General features: G+C 43.4%; 15 protein-coding genes and 1 pseudogene. 14 read left to right on the plus strand and 2 right to left on the minus strand.

The window, feature by feature from the left end; translation table 11 throughout:
- Nucleotides 1-48: 48 nt before the first annotated feature.
- The 5 genes and pseudogenes from EKM94_RS03600 to EKM94_RS03620 all read left to right on the plus strand — a co-directional run.
- A complete protein-coding gene (locus EKM94_RS03600; protein ID WP_125597611.1) occupies nt 49-2,190 on the plus strand; it encodes a GH92 family glycosyl hydrolase in 2,142 nt (713 codons plus the stop codon).
- Nucleotides 2,191-2,261: 71 nt separating this feature from the next.
- Nucleotides 2,262-4,253 (plus strand): glutaminase domain-containing protein, encoded by a 1,992-nt coding sequence (locus tag EKM94_RS03605; protein WP_125597614.1) that lies wholly within the window; start codon nt 2,262-2,264, stop codon nt 4,251-4,253.
- A gap of 104 nt (nt 4,254-4,357) precedes the next feature.
- The gene (locus tag EKM94_RS03610) at nt 4,358-7,513 is read left to right on the plus strand and encodes an alpha-mannosidase (protein ID WP_125597617.1); all 3,156 of its coding nucleotides are present in this window, start codon (nt 4,358-4,360) and stop codon (nt 7,511-7,513) included.
- Nucleotides 7,514-7,552: 39 nt separating this feature from the next.
- The gene (locus tag EKM94_RS03615) at nt 7,553-8,272 is read left to right on the plus strand and encodes a glycerophosphodiester phosphodiesterase (protein ID WP_225422150.1); all 720 of its coding nucleotides are present in this window, start codon (nt 7,553-7,555) and stop codon (nt 8,270-8,272) included.
- Between the two features lie 463 nt (nt 8,273-8,735).
- Nucleotides 8,736-10,007, plus strand: a pseudogene (locus EKM94_RS03620) (PTS sugar transporter subunit IIC); the annotation flags it as partial.
- A 111-nt stretch (nt 10,008-10,118) separates the two neighbouring features.
- Here the strand turns inward: EKM94_RS03620 and EKM94_RS03625 are convergent.
- Nucleotides 10,119-10,829 carry a GntR family transcriptional regulator gene (locus EKM94_RS03625; RefSeq protein ID WP_125597622.1) on the minus strand — a complete coding sequence of 237 codons (711 nt, stop codon included), beginning with the start codon at nt 10,827-10,829 and terminating at the stop codon, nt 10,119-10,121.
- 239 nt (nt 10,830-11,068) lie between these two features.
- On the opposite strand from EKM94_RS03625, the gene EKM94_RS03630 reads away from it, so the two are divergent.
- The 5 genes from EKM94_RS03630 to EKM94_RS03650 all read left to right on the plus strand — a co-directional run bounded on the left by EKM94_RS03630 (nt 11,069) and on the right by EKM94_RS03650 (nt 16,345).
- A complete protein-coding gene (locus tag EKM94_RS03630) occupies nt 11,069-11,863 on the plus strand; it encodes a carbohydrate deacetylase (protein WP_125597625.1) in 795 nt (264 codons plus the stop codon).
- Nucleotides 11,856-13,184, plus strand: a complete 1,329-nt coding sequence (locus tag EKM94_RS03635; RefSeq protein ID WP_125597628.1) for a family 4 glycosyl hydrolase — start codon at nt 11,856-11,858, stop codon at nt 13,182-13,184. Before EKM94_RS03630 ends, EKM94_RS03635 begins: the two co-directional genes overlap by 8 nt.
- A gap of 8 nt (nt 13,185-13,192) precedes the next feature.
- The gene (locus EKM94_RS03640; protein WP_125597631.1) at nt 13,193-14,056 is read left to right on the plus strand and encodes an ROK family protein; all 864 of its coding nucleotides are present in this window, start codon (nt 13,193-13,195) and stop codon (nt 14,054-14,056) included.
- 73 nt (nt 14,057-14,129) lie between these two features.
- Nucleotides 14,130-14,822 (plus strand): N-acetylmannosamine-6-phosphate 2-epimerase, encoded by a 693-nt coding sequence (locus tag EKM94_RS03645; RefSeq protein ID WP_125597634.1) that lies wholly within the window; start codon nt 14,130-14,132, stop codon nt 14,820-14,822.
- 2 nt (nt 14,823-14,824) lie between these two features.
- Entirely contained in the window at nt 14,825-16,345 is a 1,521-nt protein-coding gene (locus EKM94_RS03650) for a DUF4127 family protein (RefSeq protein ID WP_125597637.1), read from the plus strand.
- Nucleotides 16,346-16,515: 170 nt separating this feature from the next.
- Here EKM94_RS03650 and EKM94_RS03655 read toward each other — a convergent pair whose 3' ends face one another.
- Entirely contained in the window at nt 16,516-17,289 is a 774-nt protein-coding gene (locus tag EKM94_RS03655; protein ID WP_125597640.1) for a helix-turn-helix transcriptional regulator, read from the minus strand.
- Between the two features lie 112 nt (nt 17,290-17,401).
- Here EKM94_RS03655 and EKM94_RS03660 point away from each other — a divergent pair, with 112 nt between their 5' ends.
- The 4 genes from EKM94_RS03660 to EKM94_RS03675 are packed head-to-tail and all read left to right on the plus strand — an operon-like array spanning nt 17,402 to nt 22,676.
- The gene (locus tag EKM94_RS03660) at nt 17,402-19,663 is read left to right on the plus strand and encodes an FAD-dependent oxidoreductase (RefSeq protein WP_318531096.1); all 2,262 of its coding nucleotides are present in this window, start codon (nt 17,402-17,404) and stop codon (nt 19,661-19,663) included.
- Complete coding sequence (locus EKM94_RS03665) at nt 19,660-20,526, plus strand: carbohydrate ABC transporter permease (RefSeq protein ID WP_225422151.1); 867 nt, start codon at nt 19,660-19,662, stop codon at nt 20,524-20,526. The genes EKM94_RS03660 and EKM94_RS03665 overlap by 4 nt, the downstream gene beginning before the upstream one ends.
- A gap of 27 nt (nt 20,527-20,553) precedes the next feature.
- A complete protein-coding gene (locus EKM94_RS03670) occupies nt 20,554-21,384 on the plus strand; it encodes a carbohydrate ABC transporter permease (RefSeq protein ID WP_125597646.1) in 831 nt (276 codons plus the stop codon).
- A gap of 14 nt (nt 21,385-21,398) precedes the next feature.
- On the plus strand, nt 21,399-22,676 hold the full coding sequence (locus tag EKM94_RS03675) for an ABC transporter substrate-binding protein (protein WP_125597650.1): 1,278 nt from the start codon (nt 21,399-21,401) through the stop codon (nt 22,674-22,676).
- Nucleotides 22,677-22,880 lie beyond the last annotated feature (204 nt).

Genomic DNA, 22,880 nt, shown 5'->3' on the forward strand with positions numbered 1-22,880 from the left:
TTTGATGCTTATATAAAGGCCTTTTTAAAAGAAGAAGGGGAAGACAGAATGGATATTAAAAAGATTGATACTCGTCATGCGACACAAAATAGATTTGAGCTTTCACGAGGAAATAGTTTTCCGTTTACCGGATATCCTTTTGCGATGAACTATTTTTCTCTTGAAACAGATGCTGGAAACTGGTGGTTTGATCCGCAAAGCCAACACTTTCGTGGAATTAGACTGACGCATCAGCCTACTATGTGGGCGGGTACAAAAGGGGATTTTTGTTCATTAAGAATCCTGCCGGTAACTCAGGAAACGCAGGGGTTAATGGATGTCGCGTACAATTCTCGTAAATCAGAGTTTCACCCTAATGTGTTATCAATTTATCAAGATGTTAACGAATTAACTACAAAAGTAATACCATCTGAATTTGGCGGAACGATGCTCCTGAAAGGGGCCAGCCGTGGTAAAGGAATAATCTTGAGTTTTCCAGCGGCGGGTAAATTAGATATGAGTGATGAGTGTGTGATACGGGGACGAGCGCAACAAAGCAGCGTACGAAGTGAGGCGCCGCTCGAGCTATTCTTTGAGATCTCGGTCAGCACGAAAATTAGTACCCGCCAAGATATTGATGAAGAACACACTCAATTCGTTTTTGAGGGGGATGAGATTGAACTACGGATAGGGACCTCATATATTAGCTATGAATATGCCCATAACAATATCCCTAAGAAGTCGGAGGAAGAACTTTATCAGGATATTACCGATTGTTGGAATCAAAAATTAAATAAAGTTCTTGTGAACGACTCTTGCGAGGAGCGAGTCAGCACATTTTATCACAGCCTTTATCGAGCGTTTCTGTATCCGCAAAGGATGTTTGAATTTGATAAAGATCATAGACCGGTTCATTTTGACATGCATTCCGGACAAACTAGACCGGGATATCTATATACAAATAACGGGTTGTGGGATACAGCACGCACGGTTTATCCACTCTTCTCACTAATTGAGAAAGATGAATTTGAAAAGATACTTGAAGGATTTCTAAATGTGTATCGCGAAGGCGGATATTTACCAAAATGGTTAGCTCCAGATGATGGGGGTGGCATGCCGGGTAATTTAATTGATACTGTTATCGCAGATGCCGCACAGAAAAATATCCGATTGGATCTTATGCCAGAGTTTCTGGAAGCGATGATTCATTCTGCTGAAGATGTTAGTCAGGGTTTACCTTTAGGACGAATATTCTGCAACGAATATAATCGGTATGGATATGTACCCTCTGATATGAATGAGTCGGTGAATAATTCTCTTGATTATAGTTATAGTGATTATTGTATTTACGTCGTCGCAAAAAAGTTGGATCAAGAAGCGGTTGCTCAAAAATATTGTCAACGAGCAATGAACTACAGAAACTTATTCTCACCCGAAGATGGGTTTATGGTAGCGCGTGACCGAAATGGTAAGTTCCGGAGCCGGTTTGATCCGTATTCATGGGGAGGTGACTACACGGAAGGCTCTGCCTGGCAATCAACTTTTGCAGTTCCCCAGGATATTCGTGGATTGATTAATTTGTATGGGGGAAAGGATGAGTTTGAGAAGGTCGTCGTGAAGTTAGCTAATAGTGATCCTAAGTATCATGTTGGGGGATATGGTCACGTGATACATGAAATGGCAGAGATGGAAATTAATAAATTTGGCCAAATAAATATTGGTAATCAACCGAGCTTCCATTTACCATACCTGTATTCCTTTATTGGAAAGTCATTCTACATGCAACCTCTTCTTAAACAAATCATGACTAAACTATTCAATAGTGGCTGGGAGGCATACCCTGGGGATGAAGATAATGGCAGCATGGCATCGTGGTTTATCTTTAGTTCACTTGGATTTTACCCATTTACTGCTGGAAGCAATCAATATGTTATTGGCATGCCACTATTCGATAGGGTAATCATCACTCTTTCATCCGGCAAAAAGTTAACAATTTTAACTGAAAGAAACAATGATCAGGCACAATTTATCGATTCTATTCTGATAGATAATAAGCCGTATGTTGAATCATACCTGAATCAGGCGCTGTTTGAGAAAGACACTGAGATCAAATATACGCTAGGAATTGTTCCCAACCCAAGATGCATTTCCAGTGCGTCAATCCCATATAGCTTAAGCGATGCTGAGAAAGACACTTCGATTCTGGTCTGATTTGCTTGACTTAATCATTTATTTACCGTATTAAAATTATCTGGTTTTTCCAGCAATAAAGGAGTGTTACCATGTATTCACGTATTCCATCCTATCCATTGATCACGCATGATCCATATTTTTCAATTTGGTCGCCGAGTGATCACCTTAATGACGCTCAAACAGTGAGCTGGACGGGTAAGGCGATGCCGCTCAATGGCACGATTTCGGTTGATGGCACGGTATTTCGTTTTCTTGGCGATCGCCAGTCGTTGCCGGTAATCGAACAAGTTTCCGCCGAAATCACAGCTACTCAAACGCGGTACACCTTCAGCAATAGTCAGATTGAACTTGGGGTTTCTTTTGCCCAGCACTTTGATCTGAAAGATCTACAAAGTATTTCTGAACCCATCACTTATCTTTCATTCGTGGTACGTTCACGAGATCATCAAGCACATGATGTTCATCTTGAGCTTGACTTTGATGGCGCTATCACCTATGAAAGCTTGACGGATAATCGTTTGATTACGCGCCAGTTTGAGATTGGTCAGACGCAAGAAGTTTTCTTAGGGAAAGCGCGCCAAACGCCGCTAAATTCGTCGGGCGACCTCATCAATATTGATTGGGGGTATCTCTACCTAGCAACGACTTTAAGCGCGGATAGTCAGGTGAGTGCTTATCAGAAGTGGAATCAACAAGGCTTGCGCGCGCAATTTGATTTGTCAACGGCGAGCGAGAAGAAGGCACAATTGCTGGTTGCCTATGATGATCTGCATGCGATCAATTACTTCGGTCAGGCCACCAATGCTTATTGGAAACAAGCGGAGCCTTCAATGCCAGCCTTGTTGGATAAACGTTTACAATCGTTTGATGCAATCGTTAATGATTGCTATCGAATTGATCAACAGATCGGTCAACTGGCAGCGACAGTGGGCGCGGACAATTATGAGTTGATTTGCGCAACGGCTTATCGTCAGGCGATTGCCGCACACAAGCTGATTCGCGATGAGAATGGTGAAATTGTTTTCTTATCGAAGGAATGCAATTCGAATGGCTGTATTGGCACTGTCGATGTGAGCTATCCATCTATCCCCTTGTTCCTAGCGTTTAATCCAGAGTTAGTGGCGGGTATGATGCGACCTATTTTTCGTTTCGCAAAATTGCCGGCTTGGCCGTTTGACTTCGCGCCCCATGACGTTGGCCGCTACCCAGATGCCACCGGTCAAGTTTATGGCATGAATCGGCCAGATGATGTTGATGATGGAACGATGCTCCGCGAGTATGATACGGTGGGTGAGTATTACCAATATCCAGCCAATGCCGATCTTTATAATTTCGATTATCAAATGCCTATTGAGGAAAGCGGCGATATGATCATCATGGCTAGCGCGGTTGAGTTGCTTCAAGCTGGTGACTTTCTCGAGCAACATTTTGACCAATTGTGGCAGTGGTCGAAGTTCCTAGTAGCTCACGGTCAGGATCCAGAAAATCAACTATGTACGGATGATTTCGCTGGGCATTTAGCACATAATGTCAATTTGTCATTAAAGGCAATCGTTGCGTTAGCCATGTTTGGTAAAGCATTATTAACGGCGGGAATCCATCAGGACGAGGCCAATGAGCTGATTACGCAAGCACGGAAGATGGCGGCAATCTGGACCGAAACCGCTCAGTCCCAATCTGATACTCGGCTGGCGTTTGATCAGCCTGACTCGTGGGCACTGAAGTATAACCTGATTTGGGATAAGCTGTTCGGCTTAGGGCTGTTTGACGCTCAAATCAGCCAAAAAGAAATTCAACGCTATTTGCAACAATTGAATGATTACGGCACACCTTTGGATAAGCGCGCTACTTACACCAAGGTTGATTGGCTAATGTGGGTTGCTTCACTGACAACAGAGCGGCATGATTTCGATCAATTTACTCAGTCAGTGGTTCGCTTCCTAAACGAAACGCCAGATCGTCAGCCGTTCTCAGATTGGTATGATACGAAATCCGCTAAGATGGTTGCCTTTAAGAATCGGTCGGTGATTGGTGGCGTCTTTATGCCAATGTTGGCTAAGATTTTGCAATCACAAGCATAAACGTCGAAAAAAAGCACCTGTTGGTGCTTTTTTGCTGGTTAGTCTACCGGAGTTGGCTTATAGTTACTCTGTGAGAACGGATTCAGAATTTAAGGAGGTCGAGTATGTACTCAGAAAAGAAGATCAAGCAACAGCTGGGGTATTTGCAGGCGCAGGTCTATGGCAACTTTGCAACGGTGAGTGACTTGCAACTGTGGCAGGATCAACGTGAAGATCATCGGCAAGTGCCAGTGGACGCGGCTTGGCAGGCGGTGACTTTGGGGTCTGAATGGTCTGGACGGGACACCTATTATTGGCTCCGTTTCCAGGTGGTCGTACCTGAATTAGCTGAGCGACAAAAATATGTTATTCATTTGGATTTGGGTCGGACTGGTGGTGGCGGCAATTCCGGATTTGAAGGACTGGTCTTCATTGGTGGGCAACCGCGGCAGGCCGTTGACTCAAATCATCGCGATATCTATTTAGACGCGCAATTCGCTAAGCAAGATTTGGTTTTCAGTGTTCTGATGTGGACAGGCTTGGAGGGTGGCGGGCCGCAACAGATCCAGCATTATCGGCTACAGCAGGTTGCGGCCGGTGTGCTGGATGAGCGGATTCGTGATTGTTATCGTTATTTGAAACTGATCAATGAAACGATTTTGGAATTGTCTGATGATGAGCCGTTGAAGTATGACTATCAACGTTTGTTAGATGGCGCGTTACGGCAGTTCGATTGGGGCGGGATGACCACAGCTGAATTAAGTGTCACGGCTGGTCAGGTCTTAGCGCAGATCGCGGCCTTTATCGATCAACATCAAGGTCAGAAGAAAGCATACTCGATCGCGGCGATTGGGCACACTCACATTGATGTGGCGTGGTTATGGCGCTTGAAACACACGCGGGAGAAGACCGCTCGTTCCTTTTCAACGGTTCTGGCTTTGATGAAGGAGTATCCGGATTACAAATTCTTCCACAGCACGCCACAGGTTTATGATTTTATCAAACACGACTATCCGGAACTATATACTCAAATCAAGCAGCGAGTTGCTGAAGGTCGGTGGGAGCCTGATGGGGGCACCTGGCTGGAACCGGATGCCAACATTCCGTCGGGTGAGGCGTTGACGCGTCAATTCCTGTATGGCTCGCAGTTCTTTAAGCAGGAGTTCGGCGTTAAACAAACGGTGTTGTGGTTGCCAGATGTTTTCGGCTATTCATGGGCTTTGCCACAAATCATGTTAGGTTTTGGCATCGATAATTTCATGACGACGAAAATCAGCTGGAATGATACCAACCGAATGCCGCATGATACCTTCGTTTGGGAGGGATTGGATGGGAGCCGGGTCTTGACCCATTTCATTACGACCACGGACGACAATGCAGATTTTCGCGACAGTTCCAACTGGATGTACACCTACAACGGCGAAATCACACCGCACACGGTTCTAGGCACCTATCACGTCTACGCTGATAAGCTTGTCAACAATGACCTACTGTTGGCTTATGGCTACGGCGATGGTGGTGGCGGACCAACACGGGAAATGATTGAAAACATTGAGATGATCAATCAATTGCCAGGGCTCCCTTCCATCAAAAACACCCGGGTCGACGATTACTTTAAACAGTTGCGGGCCAATATCAAGGCCAGTGGGCAGTCATTGGCGACCTGGAATGGCGAACTTTATCTGGAATATCACCGGGGAACTTACACGTCACAGGCTCGAGTCAAACGTGAGAATCGGCAGCTGGAGTTTGCGTTGCGGAATTTGGAAATCGCGGCTGCGACGGCGTTGTTGCGCCAACAGGTGGCCTATCCTGAGGCCGAAATTCGAGAGTTGTGGCAGATGGTTCTGCGGAATCAATTCCATGATATTTTGCCGGGTTCGTCGATCCACGAAGTTTACCAAGATAATAAGTTGGAGTATCAACAAGGATTTGCGTCGATCGCGCGCTTACAGCAGCAATTAGTCGCTGCTCAACTAGAGCCGCACGCTGATTATTACCACGCCAGCAACGTGAATGCTTGGCCAATCACCACAACAATCCAGGTGGCGGAGCAACGTGACGGGGTCTTCGAAACGACCGATCGCGTTAAACTCTCTAGTCAAAAAGTAACGATGGGCTATGTTGTGCAGGTCACTGTTCCGGCGTTTGCGACGACTAACTTCAAATTTGTCGCGGCTAAGGGCGAATCGGGCGTAGCGCGGTCGGCGGCTTCAGTCCAAACAGCGACGGTGATTGCGATTAGCGCTGCCCGCCAAGTTGAGAACGATTATTATCGGATCACTTGGAACGAGGCGGGTCAACTCATTGGCCTTTGGGACAAAAAAGCGCGCCGTGAGGTCATTACCACGGCAGGTGTTGGGAATCGGCTGACGGTCTATGAGGATCGCCCTACGGAATATGATAACTGGAACATTGATGCCGACTATCCGGAAAAGGCTTGGACATTAGCGGCGGATCAGATCGAAGTCTCCGAAGTGGGACCGCTATTACAGTCGGTGATGTTCACTTACCATTTCCACCATTCGACGATCAAGCAACAAATGATTTTGCACGCGGATAGTCCGCGGATCGATTTCGAAAACGAAATCGACTGGCACGATCACAATTATTTGTTACGGACTGATTTTACCGTGGCCGTTCGCGCGAACGAAGCGACCTACGATATCCAGTATGGTAACGCCAAGCGACCAACCACGGCCAATACTTCTTGGGAAGCCGCTAAGTTTGAAACAGTGGGGCATAAATGGGCCGACTTGTCCCAGCGTGACTATGGGGTCGCGCTTTTGAATGATGGCAAATATGGCTACCATATCACGGAGAACAACTTATCCCTGTCCTTATTGAAGTCCGGTGTTTCACCAGACACAGAGGCGGATCAGGGTCAGCATCACTTCACTTACAGTCTATTACCACACGAAGGCGATTTTGTGAGTGGGCAGGTTGAACCAACGGCGATGGTGCTCAATAATGGTCTGAAAGTCAACCGGGGCGAGATCCAAACGCAACAAGCGCTATTTGCCTTTAGCGGATCTGAAGCCGTCGAAGTTGATGCGATCAAATTAAGCGAAGACGGACACGCTCTGATTTTGCGGCTCCATGAATATACCGGCCAGAACACAACGATCCAAGTGTTGCCGCAGTTTGCCCACGGCGCGGTCCAAGCAACACGCTTGGACGAAACGCCAGAAGCGACACTTTCACCCGACGCTGATGAACGTTATCGTTTGGAATTAACGCCTTATCAGATCAAGACGGTTAGGTGGGAGATTGAGAAGTAAAGATTTGCCCAAGTCTGCATTATTTCTGTAGTATGATTCATGAAAGAGGTAATGAATTTGACGTTCAAAATTTTTGGTCATCGAGGATATCCAGTACGGTTTCCTGAAAATAGCCTGGAAGGATTTCGATACGTTGCGACACATGGAATATACGGAGCAGAAACGGATGTGCAGCGAACTAAGGATGAACAGTTAGTTATAATGCACGATGAATGGATTGACCGTACAACGAACGGACGTGGAATGATTAAAGACTATACGCTAGAAGAATTGCGTGAATTTCGGCTAGCAAATGGTGAACCGATTCCAACGTTAGCAGAATTTTTAGCTGTTTTTGTTGATACAGATATTCAGATTGATATCGAGTTTAAGACTAGTTTTAATCGCTATCTGGGAATTGAGGCTCAAACACAGCGGATGGTTGAGCGGGCCGGGCTTGCGCAACAGACTTTGTATTGTTCATTCAATCCAGACAGCTTATTGGAAATCCATAATATTGCACCACAAATGGAGCGCGCATTGTTGGTTGAATTACCTGAGTTGCCGGATTGGGGTCGTATCCATGGTATTGTTGATTCGTTGCACACACACCAATATTTGCCGGATATTCAGATTCCACAACGCATTTGGTCAGTCGACGACCCGAAGCAGATGCGAGCACAGTTACATTTGCCCTATGTGGATGGACTCATTACGAATCGCTTCGAACTAGCAAAAGACATGGTGGAACGTGAAGAACGATTGATGCGTGATGTGTAGGTAAACTTACGGAGTAATAGAACAATCATCTGAATTGCGTGGCGGAGACGAGTTGGTTAAGCACAATGGATATGCTTAACCAACTCGTTCTTTTTTGTCGCCAAATTTTTGACTGGGGTGCGATTCTTTCTTATACAGGACATTACCAACAAATGCTATCCTTTTTGACTAATTTTAAACCATATCAGATTTCGGCAACAATGCCTCCATTGTTTGCTTGTCATTAATAAAGGACCTCTAATTCAACAGTTCTTTGGAGGTAATGAAATATTGTCAAAAATCGTTGTGTTCATATGGATCCTGCCGTCTGAATTGCCAGGGCTGACACGAAAATAGATTATTCGTAAAAGCGCTTGCATATGTATATAACATGTTATATGATCATTATGAACTGAACAAAGGAAGAAGGGTAACAATGGATAAAATGACGTCTATTCTCGAAGATTAGTTTGTACCGGTTGCGGTTAAATTCGGGAATAATCGCTATGTGAAGGCCATTAGTAATGGCTTAATCATGACTATTCCACTGACAATTGTTGGTGGGATTAGCTTAGTTTTAGCCTCTCCACCGTATGATCCGAAGTTGATGCATGCGACCAACTTCTTTATGAAATTTATGGATGGCTGGTACAACTGGGCGGTAAGGAACAATTCTCAAATTATGGTCCCGTACAATATGACTATGGGCATCATGGCTGTATTTGTTGCGTTCTCGATTGCATTCTTCATGGCTAAAGAGTATCAAAGCAAATATCCGGATCTCGATCCATTATCTAGTGCTATTATTTCCACAGTTGCATTCTTTACGATTGCAGGAGTTCTTGATAAATCAGGTGGGATAGATATGACCTATCTTGGGGTAAAGGGGTTCTTCACGGCCATGTTGGTGGGGATTGCATCTGTGGAGATCAACCGTGTTCTTCTCAAACATAATATCCGAATCGTGATGCCCGATGGGGTGCCACCCGCGGTTAGTGCTACTTTTAGCGCGTTGATTCCAATGATTGTCAACGTTTTCTTATTTCATCTAATTAACATGGGAGTTGTATCTGCCTTTGGAAGTACGTTGCCACAGGCCATTATGAACGGATTAACCCCAGTGTTGAAAGGAACAGATAGCATTTGGTTTGTCATCCCAGTCATGTTGGTATGTCACCTTTGCTGGTTGGTGGGAATTCATGGCGGTTCAATTACTGGTAGCCTAACTACGCTGGTCTACACATCAAACTTAGTGGCCAATGCTAACGCACATGCTGCAGGGAAACCACTGCCTTACGTTATGACCGGACCGCTTTCTGTCTATATTGTTGTGATGGGTGGTGCGGGAGCCACGTTAGGGCTTGCGCTTATGATGCTATTTAGCAAAGCAAAACAGCTTAAAACAATTGGGAGAATCGGAATATTGCCTTGTTTATTTGGAATTAACGAGCCTATTATTTTCGGAACACCGTTAATCTTGAACCCGTTGTTAGCTATTCCGTTTGTTATTACACCTATTGTCAATACACTGCTAGGGTTCTATGCTACTGCCTTTGGGTTAGTAGACCGAGCTTTTATTAATGTACCTTGGACATGTCCGCCATTCATTGGGTTGCCGCTTGCCACGATGGATATGCGTGCCATCATCCTAGTCTTTGTCGTCTTGGCGGTTGATATAGTTATCTATTATCCGTTCTTTAAGGCCTATGAAAAACAACTTCTTCTTGAAGAGGAGGATAACATTGAAGTTGCATGATCTAGTTTCCGATTGACATCAGGTTGCATCAGGGCAACCAAAAAGCTCCTCGAGAAATTTCTCGAGGGGCTTTCGTTGGCTGTAACGAACCTATCAGGACTTGGTTTTGGATTAGCGGGATTGGTCTATATGAATTTTGAGTCGGTAGTTATCACTTCGGTGGTAAGCGATGGAATACTGAAAGGGCCGTCCGTCACTTAAGTAGTTTGTAGATTCAATTTTGAGGACGGCTGTTCCAGCGGGAACTTCGAGTAAAGCCGCAAGCTCATCATGAACAATATCTGGGAGAATTTCGTCATCGCTATCTGCAATGCGGTAGTGATCAACAGATTCAACATAACCAAAGATAGAATCTTCTAGAGCCTGATAAGATAAGTTAGGGAAGAGCTTAACTGGTAAATAACAGATTTCAACAATAATCAGTCGCTCCTCAAAAAAACGTTGCCGAGTTACGTAGTATACCTGGTCATCGTTAGAGAGTGCAAGTTTCTTTCGGGCAATATCATTTGGTCTTTCGACGCGAAAAGCGATGACCTTGTTCACGATGCCTTCGGGAACAAAGCTTGCGTGCAAGTCCTTGACCTCACTAAGTTCGTGTTCATAGCGTCGTTTGACAATATTGCCAAGTCCTTGGGCACTGACTACTAAGTGTTTTTCTTTCAAAATTTCGATTGCCTTGCGAACCGTGATTCGTGACACACTAAACTGAGTCATTAATTGAGATTCTGACGGCAGTAGTTCCCCGTCCTGATAGACATCCTTTAGTATCTGCTTTTCAAGCGTCTGTGCAATTGAGCGGTATTTTGGAACGCGTGGATTCATCTGCGAGCCTCCAATGGTTGTTAACTTATACTTGAATTGTACAAGACATTTATAAGATAGGCTAGTTATTTTTTAAAAAGAGCTTGCGCCCGATAGATACATGTTATATACTTGTTATGAAATTTAAGGAATTTCTTTGTATCAAGAATGAGGATATAAGTTTGGTCCATGGTTTAATGTCTTGATAACCGTGGACAAAAGAGAAATGATACTTAAAATGATTAGGTATTGGATGAAAGGTGACAGATTTGACGACAAAAATAATTTTTAACGCAGATGATTTTGGTTATTGTAACTCTGTTAACTATGCTATCTTGGATTGTTTCAAGGCAGGATTATTGAAGTCAACGACGTTAATGGCTAACATGCCAGGCTTTAATCAGGCCGTTCAGATAGCCAAGGCGAATCCAGCACTGGGGGTAGGAGTACACCTTACTCTAACCTGTGGTACACCGCTGACTGATGTTCCAACTTTGATTGTGCCAGAAACAGGTAAGTTTAAGCGTATCTCGTTTTACAATCATGGCGACTTTACGGTGAGTGAGGATGAGATCTATCAGGAGTTGAAAGGCCAGATCGAAAAGGTTATCGCAACGGGTATTTACCCAACTCATTTCGATTCTCACCAGCATATTCATACAATGGGAAGTGTTGTACCAATTGTGGAAGAGTTAGCGAGTGAGTATAGGGTACCAATTCGTAATCATGATTCGGTGCGTGGAACACATTTTGTGACCAGTGGATTCACGATGGTTATGGATGATTACTCGATGAGGATTACGCCAGATAGTTATGAATCATTACGTGATCAGTTTGTACACGACCTTGTGGAGGAAGCTACACAATATAATACTTTTGAAGTGATGACGCATCCTGGCTATTTGGAATATTTTGTTTTTCAGAATTCGTCCTTCACGACACCTCGGGCAATTGACGCAGCGTTCTTACAAGATCCTATTGTGATTAACGCGATTAAAAATAGCGACTTTGAAATTACCGATTTTAAAAACATTGGAGGGTCACATCATGAGTAAAGAAGCAGTGATTGTCGCAATTGCAGGTGGGGGGAGTACGTTTACTCCGGGAATTGTTAACGCGTTGCTAAGTGGGTTGGACCGCTTTCCAGTAGTAGAGATTCGTCTCTACGATATTGATGGGTCACGGGTCGAGTTAATGGGTGGCCTAATCAAACGGATCATTGAAATAAGTAAAGCTTTGATCAAAGTGATGGTTACCACTGATGGAAAAGAAGCTTTCACTGGTGTTGACTTTGTATTTTCCCAGATTCGTGCAGGCGGGTTGAAGATGCGGGAAGTAGATGAAAAAATTCCACTGAAGTATGGTGCGATAGGTCAAGAAACGTGTGGTGCTGGTGGCTTCTCATATGGATTTCGAACAATGAAAGCTTTTATTCCACTGGTTAAGATGATTTATTCTTATGCTCCGGATGCTTGGATTTTGAACTATACCAACCCTGAGTCGATTGTGGCGGAAATTATCCGCCGCACTTTTCCGAAGGCGAAGATCATCAACGCTTGTGATATGACAATTTCACTGGAAGAAACAATGGCTGAAAATCTGGGCTATAATCGTGACGATTTTGTCCCTGAGTATTATGGGCTGAATCATTTTGGTTGGTATCGCAAGATTTATGACAAGTCCTTACAACGCGATATATTGCCCGAAATCCTTGAGAAAATCTCTGGTAAGGGGCTGGAGCTCCATGAGTTTCAAGCTGATGATGAATCTTGGCAAGCTACCTACAAAATGTTGGGCCGTATGATTGCCGATTTTCCGGGATATTTTCCGAACAGCTACTTTGAATACTATCTATATTCGGATCAGGTATTGGCTAAGTCGGACAAGAACTATACACGAGCAAATGAAGTAATGGATTCTCGAGAGAGAGATGTTTACTCGCTGGCTCGGGAAATTCAAGAGAATCCCATGACGCCAATACCTAAAGCCGAGAAGAGCAAGCACGGACAGTACATTGTGGATATGGCCGTTTCTATATTGAATGACTCACATGACCGCTTTCTACTAATTGTACCAAATGAAGGTTCTATCGAGAATGTTCGCTCGGATGCTGTAGTTGAAGTTCCTGCATATGTTGGTGCTACAGGTGTAGAATCTATCACTATGGGGAAAATCCCAGACTTTCATAAGGGATTAATTGAGGCACAGTGCGCAGCGGAGAAACTGCTAGTTGATGCTTTTGTTGAGCAGGATTACTATAAGGCCTTGCAAGCCTTTACTTTGAATCAAGCAGTTCCATCAGCAACTGTGGCCAAGAAGTGTTTGGATGAATTCATTATAGCCAATGGAGACTACTGGCCGGAGCTTCATAAGTAGGTGGCCGTATGAAACTATATTTGGCCATTGACATCGGTGGTACGGCTATCAAATATGGCCTTATTAGTGCGCAGGGCGTCTTAGTAGACCGGCGGATAACTCCCAGTCTTGCGAGCAAAGGGGGACCAGCGTTACTTGAACAGGTGAGTTCGTTGATTAGGCAGTCGCGGGAGACAGCCGATGTGACCGGAATTGCGCTCTGTTCGGCAGGGCAGATTGATTCGGCCACTGGGATAGTTCGCTATGCAGGCCCAACGATTCCTCGTTATACAGGCATGAACTTGTTTGAATCGTTACGGCCGGTTGCAGCTGGGGTGCCAATTTCGGTTGAGAACGATGTAAACTGCGCACTGATGGCCGAACTTGATCAAAGACCGGGAGCGGTTATTATGGCTACCATTGGGACAGGCATAGGCGGTGCGATGGCATTAGATGGGCGGCTGATTCGTAGTCGCAATTGTGCGATGGGTGAGATTGGTTACCTTAACTTGCCAACAGGGAAATTTCAAGATTTAGCTTCGATGACGGCGCTGGTACATCAAGTTCAAATTGCATTGCCAAGTATACAATGGAATGGGCAGTTGGTATTTGAACATGCGACTGAACCGGTTATCCACAATATTCTGACTACTTACTTTGCAACCTTGGCCCAAGGTTTTAGACAGATACTTAGCATTTTTGCGGCGGATCAGTTGATTATTGGTGGTGGTGTAGCAGAGAATCCTCTGTTTGTTTCACGACTCAAGCATGAACTGAAAAAGCAGTTGCCAGAATATTTACGTGATACGCTCACACTTATGCCAGCAAAACATGGTAATGATGCGGGGGTGATTGGGGCGCTGTGCTGGCACTTGGATTCAACTGGTAAATGAATAATGGACTGGTGGGGGCATGAAGTGGCCTACGTGAATCTTTGCCCTTCATAATCGTATAAAGGAGCATAGCATGAAAAAAGTAGATTTTTTGACGCAAGTTCGAGGGAAATTGATTGTCTCCTGCCAAGCATTATCTGGTGAACCCATGTATGCCGAGCGTGGTGGGGTGATGCCGCTATTTGCTAAAGCTGCATTCCGAGCAGGTGCAGCGGCCATTCGGGCCAATTCTGTTCGTGATATATTAGAAATTAAAGCGGCAGTGGCTCTTCCTGTGATTGGCATTATAAAACGGGATTATCCTCCCGAAGCGCAATATATTACGCCAACAATGCGAGAGGTGGACGAACTCGTCGCGACCCAGGTCGAAGTCATCGCGCTTGACTGCACTCTAAGTAAGCGACACGACGGGCAGTCCATTAAAACGTTCATTGCAGCCATTAAAAAGAAATATCCAAGTCAGCTTTTGATGGCGGATATTTCAACTCTTGAGGAGGGTATACAGGCGTGGGAAGCTGGGGTTGATTTCGTCAGTACAACAATGAGTGGGTATACAGCAGAAAGTGTGGCACATGATGGACCGGATTTTCAGCTTATCCAAGACTTGGTCAATGCTGGAATCGACGTAATTGCAGAAGGCAAGATTCATACTCCTATGCAGGCCAAACGAGTGCAAGCACTGGGACCTGTGGCAATGGTGGTAGGTAGTGCGATTACACGCCCACTTGAAATTGCTACGCGCTTTGTTCAAGCGATTGAGGAGTAGCCGTGAAGAAAATTATCTATGTGCCGCTTGATGAGCGTCCGTGTAATTTGGAATATGTTCGGCGCCGGACTATGTCATTAGAACAAATTGAAGTGACTGTATTGCCAAGAGAGTTCTTGGGAAATAAAAAAATCGCCGGAGATGTGGTTGCTATTCGCCACTGGTTGCAAGAGATGATTCAAACAGCCGACTACCTTTTACTCAGTGCTGAAACGTTAATATATGGCGGTTTGCTACCGTCTCGGATTCACCATTTAGACCAGGCAGAAATTAAGCACTATCAGGATTTTTTGATTGCAATCAAACAGGCACGCCCGGAACTTAAGATTTACGTTGAGAATCTGATAATGCGTGCGCCACGATACAATAGCTCGGAGGAAGAACCCGAGTACTATCAAACATATGGTCAGCAGATTTTTGAATTTGGTTGGCTAAAAGACAAAGCCAACCAAGAAACGCTATCGATTGAGGAAACCGACACGCTCCTGCGACTTCGAGAAGTATTGCCAAAACAAGTAGTGAGTGACTATGAAACACGCCGTGCATTTAACGTACGAGTTAATTTTGCCAATCTTAAACTTGTGGAGTCTCACGTTATTGACCTGCTGATGATTCCACAGGATGACTCGGCCTTATACGGGTATACGGCCGTTGACCAACACGAAGTTTACGGCGAAATACGCCAACGGCGGTTGCAACAACGGGTATTGGTACATCCAGGCGCCGATGAAGCTGGGTATACTTTGCTAGCTCGGGCGATTCAGGATATTCAGCGGCGACCAGATAAAGTATATGTACTCTATGCCAGCCCCTTTGGCGCACAGATTGTGCCATTATATGAAGATCGGCCTCTATCAATCAGTGTTGAGGCGCACCTTTTAGCGGCAGGCTGTGAGATTGTGACTACTTCTACTGATGCTGATTGGGTTCTTGCTGTTAATACGCCAGGGGCAACCATGCAGGAAGCTAGCGCTCAAATCATTCATCGTGATCACACGTATGATACTTATCGAAATAGTCGTGCATTTGTGGCTGATATTACTAAACTACTTCGAGTAGGCAAGCCTGTTGCACTTGCGGATAGTGCGTATGCAAATGGTGGGGATTTAGAGCTTCTCGAAATGTTAGATCAAACCGACGCATTAGTATCATTAAAGGCATATCGTGGATGGAATACTAATTGTAATTCTGTGGGTAGCACAATTGGAGAGGCAGTGCTTGACCGCCACTGTACACAAACATCGTCGCTGTTATGGTCGGTACTTGATGATGGGCTATATCAGGCACTGGTTCGACAGGAAATTGTTCGAAAAGTATTACCTAACTTTGGCGGGGATGCCGCTCACCTTGTTGGACAAGAGGAGTTCATTGCCCAAAAAACGGTGGAATTTCTTAAGGATGAGGCGATTAAACGAATTCCGAATTTATACCATGGACAAGATTTTATAGTATCATTTCCATGGCATCGAGTATTTGAAATTGAGATAACCCAGTTATCCTACGGGCTGGAATATTCTGACTGAAATTGATTGGTTAAGTGCGCCGCGCGACAAACAAGGTATTATCCGTATCAACGGGTGATATCTGTTTTCGCACTTCAACCTTTTGTTTAAATTAAAAGAGAGTATCAATACCAGCGGATGGGTATTGGTACTCTCTTTTGTTGAATCATTAATTAGGTGCCAGTCTCGCCTTAAATTTGATGTAAGATGCGGTATTTCTGTGGGCACACACCAATATACTTTGAAAATAGTCGAGATAAATAGAAACCATTCGAAAGACCACATTTCTCTGCTATATCGTCTAATGTCCAATTTGTTTCGAGAAGTAACTTTTGGGCATGGCGGACTCTGACCATATTTCGGTATTCGATTGGAGTGTATCCAGTGGTACTTTTGAATTTTCTGGAAAAATAGCTGGGTGTGATACAAAGGCGGGCAGCAATTTCACTAATTGAGATCGCATCATCATTTGATATCTTACCAAGGAAGTTGATTGCATCACGAATCAAAGGGTCTTTGTATGGGATATTGAATTGATTGATGGCAGGATTACAGTTGGTTATTATTGCTAGCATTATTAAGTCTTGAAGAACGGTTTTCCTGTATTCTTTTGAAAAGCTAGATGTATCATATGGAAATTTACATAGAATTGCCGCAGTTGACAGGATGCGTTGCTTATCGATTAAGGTGACAGGGAGTGAATTGATGTAGGGGCTGTCACCGTGAAAAGAAAATCTGAAGAAATGGAAGGTAAGTTTTTCTTTGATACAGCGCTCAAATTCTACATAAGGTGGGCAAATAATAATACTCCCTCGACTTGCCGTCCCGGATTGACCTTGAATTTTATAATTACAACTGCCGTACTCAATCAAATAAATGATCCATTGTGGGTCGGTGTCTTTTTCGAGTAGAAAGCGTTGTTTCCCTTCCCAATATACGTATTGGTTAATCTCTGGATCGAACAATATTTTTCCTCCTAGGACAAAAAAGTATATATATTAACAAATACAGTCCATATGAAAGCGCAAACAATGTTGATAGAATTAGTATAACATAGCACATAAGGAGTGTGGGCAGTTGCTAACGTTTATTAAAAAAAAGGACATGGTTGTTATCGGAGGTGGGCTCGCCGGGATTTGCGCGGCAATTAGTGCAGCGCGACAAGGAAGGAGTGTTGCGCTAGTCCATAACCGATCGATGTTAGGCGGGAATTCCAGTAGTGAAATCAGAGTATGGGTCTCAAGTGCGACAAAGCATGGTGTGAATCGCTACGCGCGCGAGACTGGGATTATGGGGGAACTATTTGTTGAAAATCAGTATAGGAATATTGATGGGAACCCGTATATCTGGGATGCTCTACTTTTGGAGAAAGTCATTTCCGAAAAAAATATTGAGTTATTTTTGAATACTGAGATAACAAAAGTATTCATGGAGGGCGAATCCATTAAGAAGGTTTCAGGGAATACTTTAGGTTCAGAGCAAAGTATTGATTTTGAAGCACCGTTCTTTATCGATTGTACAGGTGACGGGGTAATTGGCTATCTTGCGGGCGCGGATTTTCGAATAGGACGGGAGGGAAAAGAGGAATTTAATGAATCATTAGCACCTAATAAGCCAGATAGTAAGTTGATGGGAAGTTCGCTGCTGTTTTACTCAAAAGAAGAGAATCATAAAGTGGAATTTATTCCACCATCTTTCGCTAAGAATATTGCGCAAACAGAGATTGCCAAAAACCGAATCATTCATGAAAAGGATAGTGGAGCAAAATACTGGTGGATCGAATTTGGTGGAGAGCTTGATGTTGTTCACGACAACGAGGCAATAAAGGGAGAACTGCTCTCACTGATATATGGTCTTTGGGATTATATAAAGAACTCTGGTAAATATAATGCTGACAACATGACCTTAGAATGGGTGGGAACGGTTCCTGGGAAACGTGAATATCGACGGCTTCTTGGAGACTATGTGCTAAAGCAAAGCGATATTGAAGAGCAGACTCTCTTTCCAGACACGATTGGTTTCGGTGGATGGTCCATCGACCTTCACCCTTCTCGAGGAATTTATAACGAGTCAGGTGGGGCATATCACTCAGTTGCAGATGGAATCTATCCCATTCCTTATCGAATGCTTTACTCGAGAAATATAGTTAATCTGTTTATGGCCGGAAGAGATGTTAGTGCGAGCCATGTTGCCCTGGGCGGAGTTCGAATAATGGGGACGTGCGCATTAATGGGCGAAGCAGTCGGCACAGCTTGTAGTTTGGCAGTTGAAAAAGAATGTTCACCGAGAGAAATTTATCAGCGCTACTTACCACAGTATTTGCAACTGCTTTTACGCAATGATGCATCGGTTATTGGCTATCGTAACCTCGATGCTGATGATTTGGCTAGAACAGCAGAAGTATCATCATCGGGGCATCTAAGGGAAATCAACACATACGTCAGTAATTATCGGAAATATAAGCTTAATCAAAGTGTTGCGGTAAGCTTCCCGGTAAACCCGAAACTGAGTGCTATTAATGTGCCGATTTCAGCTCGAACAAATACGACTTTGAAAGTTGAGCTATGGCAAACAGGAAAGCCACAGAATTATATTCCTCAAGAGCTGATTGATGAGCAGGAGGTTAAGGTTTCTAAAGGTGAGTTAAATTGGATTAGAATCCCATTTAATTGGAGTCCTGAACATGAAAAAAATGCCTTTGTTATTTTTAGATCCAATTCAGATCTAGAACTTCTTCTTGGTTGTGGAAAGTATCCAGGTGTATTGAGCTATGTAAACATTGCGATTGAAGAAATGAATCATCCTGACTTGCATAAATTCACTCGCGAATCACCGGTTCTGCATTGGACAACGCAACTTATTCATAATCAGAATTTTATATTTAATGTTGAAGATGAAACCGAGGCCTTTGTACCACAAAATATCATTAACGGATATGTCCGACCATATAGTGGACCTAATATGTGGACTATGCGATTTGGGAATAGAAGTGAGTGGGTACAACTCAAGCTAAACGGATTAGTGACGATATCAGAGATTAGACTCACCTTTGATGATGATGTGAACGAGGATTTAATTAATTTACACCATCATTATACCGAACACCCAGCAATGCCGGAGATAGTCAAAGATTTTCGAATTTTGTACAACCAGAACGGGTCTTGGCAAGAGTTATTAAACGTAACTGGGAATCATGTTCGCCATCGTGTTTTTAAGCTTGAAAACAGAGTTGTGACTGATAATATTCGGCTTGAAATCATGAACACTAACGGAAGTGAATTTATGTCGATATATGAAATAAGACTCTATGGAAGGGTGAAGAAATGCGACGAGGAATGAAATTAACAGATAAGTATGTGGGATATATATTGGTGTTGCCGGCGATTGCGATATTCTGTGCGATAATTTTGTATCCGTTTATCAATTCGATTTTTCTGAGCTTCACGAATAAGTCATTCGTCTCAAACGAATTTTCGTTCGTGGGTCTGCAAAACTACAAGAAGATATTTCTGTCACCAACCTTCTTACAAGCCTTAAAGAACACATTGATTTTCGTTTTCTTTGCAACAGCACTTCCGTTTGTTGGCGGACTTATTTGGGCAATTTTCTTGGACTTAAAGTTCAGAGGAGCAGGATTTTTACGTGGAGCAACGCTAGTCAATTGGATTATCCCAGGTGCTTCGATCAGTTTTCTGTGGGCCTTTATTTTTGATACAAATCGGGGGATAGTTAATGAATTCTTGAAAAACATTGGCATTGGTAGTGGCACATACAACTGGCTCGGATCTGCAGAGACAGCAATGATTGTCGTTATTTTGGCTCGCACTTGGCAAATGCTGCCCTGGTATATGGCATTCTTGACGGGTGGCTTACAATCGATTTCCTTTGATCAGATTGAGGCTGCGAGGATGGATGGAGCGAGCAACTGGACAGTATTGCGAAAAATTGTTATTCCCGGCATGAAACCGATAATGGTTATTACACTTGTTTTAGGTATTATTGGAAATCTGCAGCATTTCGATATACCGCAGGTACTAACAGCAGGCGGGCCTGCAGGGGCAACAACAATGCTTTCCACTTTAGTGTATCGTGAGGCTTTTAGTAGTTATCGAATGGGATCTGCAGCAACTATAGGTACAATTTGGGCGATACTGTTGGGCATATTCAGCTTTCTATACTCTAAGAAAGTGGCAAGAGATTAATCAATACGAATACGAGGAGGTGTGCCTTTGTTTGAGAAGAGTAGGGGATTTAAAGTCTTTATAACCATTTTTGCTATAGTGATTGGAATATTCATTTTTTTCCCACTATTTTGGATGATCAATACAGCTTTAAAGAGTCCAAGCAAGACATATACTGTTGATTTATTCTTTAGTAGCTTTACAATCGATAATTTTAAGAACGTCCTGTTTGATCGTCAGATTTTGACTTACTTGAGAAATAGTTTGTTTGTTTCGTTTACAAGTTCCTTTTTATCGACAATTGTGTCAATGTTTGCGGGCTTCAGCTTTTCAAAATTCAGATATCGTGGTAGGGCGTCACTTATGTCACTAATAATGATGGCTCAGGCATTTCCGCAAGCAATTCTGCTGTTGACATTATATACGATGATGCAAAAGCTAAGGCTTGATGGCAGTTATATTTCGCTAATGCTTTCGTATATAGCTTTCGTACTTCCGGTCGGGACGTGGACTCTAAAAGCTTACTTTGATCAATTGCCAGATTCACTAATTGAGTCGGCTAAAGTTGATGGGGCCGGTTGGTTTAGGATAATCTTCCAAATTATGTTCCCATTGGCAGTTCCGGGAGTGATCTCAACAGCGATATATTCATTTGTTTGGAGTTGGAATGATTTACTGTACTCGTTGACCTTGATTACCGAGGATGCTAAGAGAACGCTGGCACCAGGATTGGTCATGAAGTATATGGGCGAATTTAATAACAATTGGGCTGAGATGATGGCTGCTTCAATTGTTGTTTCAATACCGGTAACGATAATCTTTATTCTATTGCAGAAGTACTTCATCTCTGGGTTAACGGCAGGCGCAGTGAAAGAATAGGAGAGAATTGAGTCATGAAGAAAAGATTACTTGGCACGATGATATTAGTTGTTTCTACCATGCTTTTTGGGTGTAGCTCAAAATCAGGAAGCGAGGCTGGGACTTCAAAAGAGAGTTCGAAGATTGTTTGGGCAGGTTGGTCTGGCGAAGAGGAAAGCACAAAGCCATTTATTAATGATTTGATCCATAGCTATAATAGTGAAGCCAAAGATAAGGTTAAATGGGTTGGTTGGCCATGGAAGGATACCCAGCAGCAACTAATCATTAGAAACCAAGGATCGGAACAGCTAGATGTTGCACAAGTTGACATTAATATGTTTGGTGCATTAGCCAAGATGGGGCTGCTCGAAGATATTAATACGTTATTAGGAAAGAAAGAATTATCAAAAACATATGAAGGGTCTGCTTTAAAAGTTGGTCAAGTAGATGGGAAGCAATTGGGAGTTCCTTGGTCCGTTGCGTCTATCGGCATGGTGTATAATCCGACAATTTTAAAGAAAGCAGGCTATGATAATCCTCCCAAGACAATTGCAGAATTTGAAGACTGTATGGCAAAGATCAAAGCGGTAGATCCCGATATAATTCCATATGGTGTTGCGACAAAAGAAGAAACGATGGCGACAGACTTTCAGCCGTGGCTTTGGACTTTCGGCGGAAAGATTTTAAAGAACGGCAAGGTAACACTTGATAGCAGTAAAACAAAAGATGCAATGAATTGGTATAAAGAGTTACTAAAAAACAATTTTATTCAAATGAACATGACACGATTTGATGCACGACAATTATTTGCCGAGGGGAAACTGGCATTCTACGATGATGCAATATCTGCTAAGGGTGTTGCGATGCAGAATGGAATCTCTGAAGACAAGTTAGCAGAATCGATCCAGCCGATGGAACGTCCGGTTCTAAATTCAGGGGATGATCCTCAAGCGGCGATGTGGGGGCACTTGTTAGTAGTTTTCAAGAAATCTAAGAACAAAGAAGAAGCGCTCTCGTTTATTAAATTCGTAACGAGTGAAAAACAGGCACTAAAATATTTGAACAGTAATGGTATGCCTCCGGTAGTTAAATCGGCCTTATCAAGTGATGAAGTAAAGGCTGACACGTGGACCAAGTCATGGCTGGATTATTCAAAGACAGGGCAAAGATTAGAATTCACTGTTGAGCAAAATGGTTCAGAGCTCAATAATATTTTAGTTGAAGAACTTCAGGGTATTCTTCTAAACAAAAAATCTGTCGATGAGGGTGTCACTAGTGCCTCGAAGAGAATTGATGAAGCAATCAACCAGTAATAAATTGATAATGGGTGTTGCTATCGATGACAATCAGTTAGTGCTAATTATGGGCAAAGAACACACGATTTCTTCGGAAATCGTGTGTTTTCATATTCTCAACGCCTCATTTTCAATCTTTGCCTATACCGTAAATCATGATCGGCGTGATGACAAGCTTTTTTGTTGAGAATAATCATTGGCGTGTAATTCGTCCGCTTTTCA

This window comes from Lapidilactobacillus achengensis, assembly GCF_003946655.1.
In the GTDB taxonomy this organism is placed as follows: Bacteria; Bacillota; Bacilli; order Lactobacillales; family Lactobacillaceae; genus Lapidilactobacillus; species Lapidilactobacillus achengensis.

Bases quoted from the DNA above. Each gene is read 5' to 3' on its own strand.
- EKM94_RS03600 (WP_125597611.1), top strand. From the start codon at position 49: ATGGATATTAAAAAGATTGATACTCGTCATGCGACACAAAATAGATTT.
- EKM94_RS03605 (WP_125597614.1), top strand. From the start codon at position 2,262: ATGTATTCACGTATTCCATCCTATCCATTGATCACGCATGATCCATAT.
- EKM94_RS03610 (WP_125597617.1), top strand. From the start codon at position 4,358: ATGTACTCAGAAAAGAAGATCAAGCAACAGCTGGGGTATTTGCAGGCG.
- EKM94_RS03615 (WP_225422150.1), top strand. From the start codon at position 7,553: ATGAAAGAGGTAATGAATTTGACGTTCAAAATTTTTGGTCATCGAGGA.
- EKM94_RS03625 (WP_125597622.1), bottom strand. From the start codon at position 10,829: ATGAATCCACGCGTTCCAAAATACCGCTCAATTGCACAGACGCTTGAA.
- EKM94_RS03635 (WP_125597628.1), top strand. From the start codon at position 11,856: ATGAGTAAAGAAGCAGTGATTGTCGCAATTGCAGGTGGGGGGAGTACG.
- EKM94_RS03640 (WP_125597631.1), top strand. From the start codon at position 13,193: ATGAAACTATATTTGGCCATTGACATCGGTGGTACGGCTATCAAATAT.
- EKM94_RS03645 (WP_125597634.1), top strand. From the start codon at position 14,130: ATGAAAAAAGTAGATTTTTTGACGCAAGTTCGAGGGAAATTGATTGTC.
- EKM94_RS03665 (WP_225422151.1), top strand. From the start codon at position 19,660: ATGAAATTAACAGATAAGTATGTGGGATATATATTGGTGTTGCCGGCG.
- EKM94_RS03675 (WP_125597650.1), top strand. From the start codon at position 21,399: ATGAAGAAAAGATTACTTGGCACGATGATATTAGTTGTTTCTACCATG.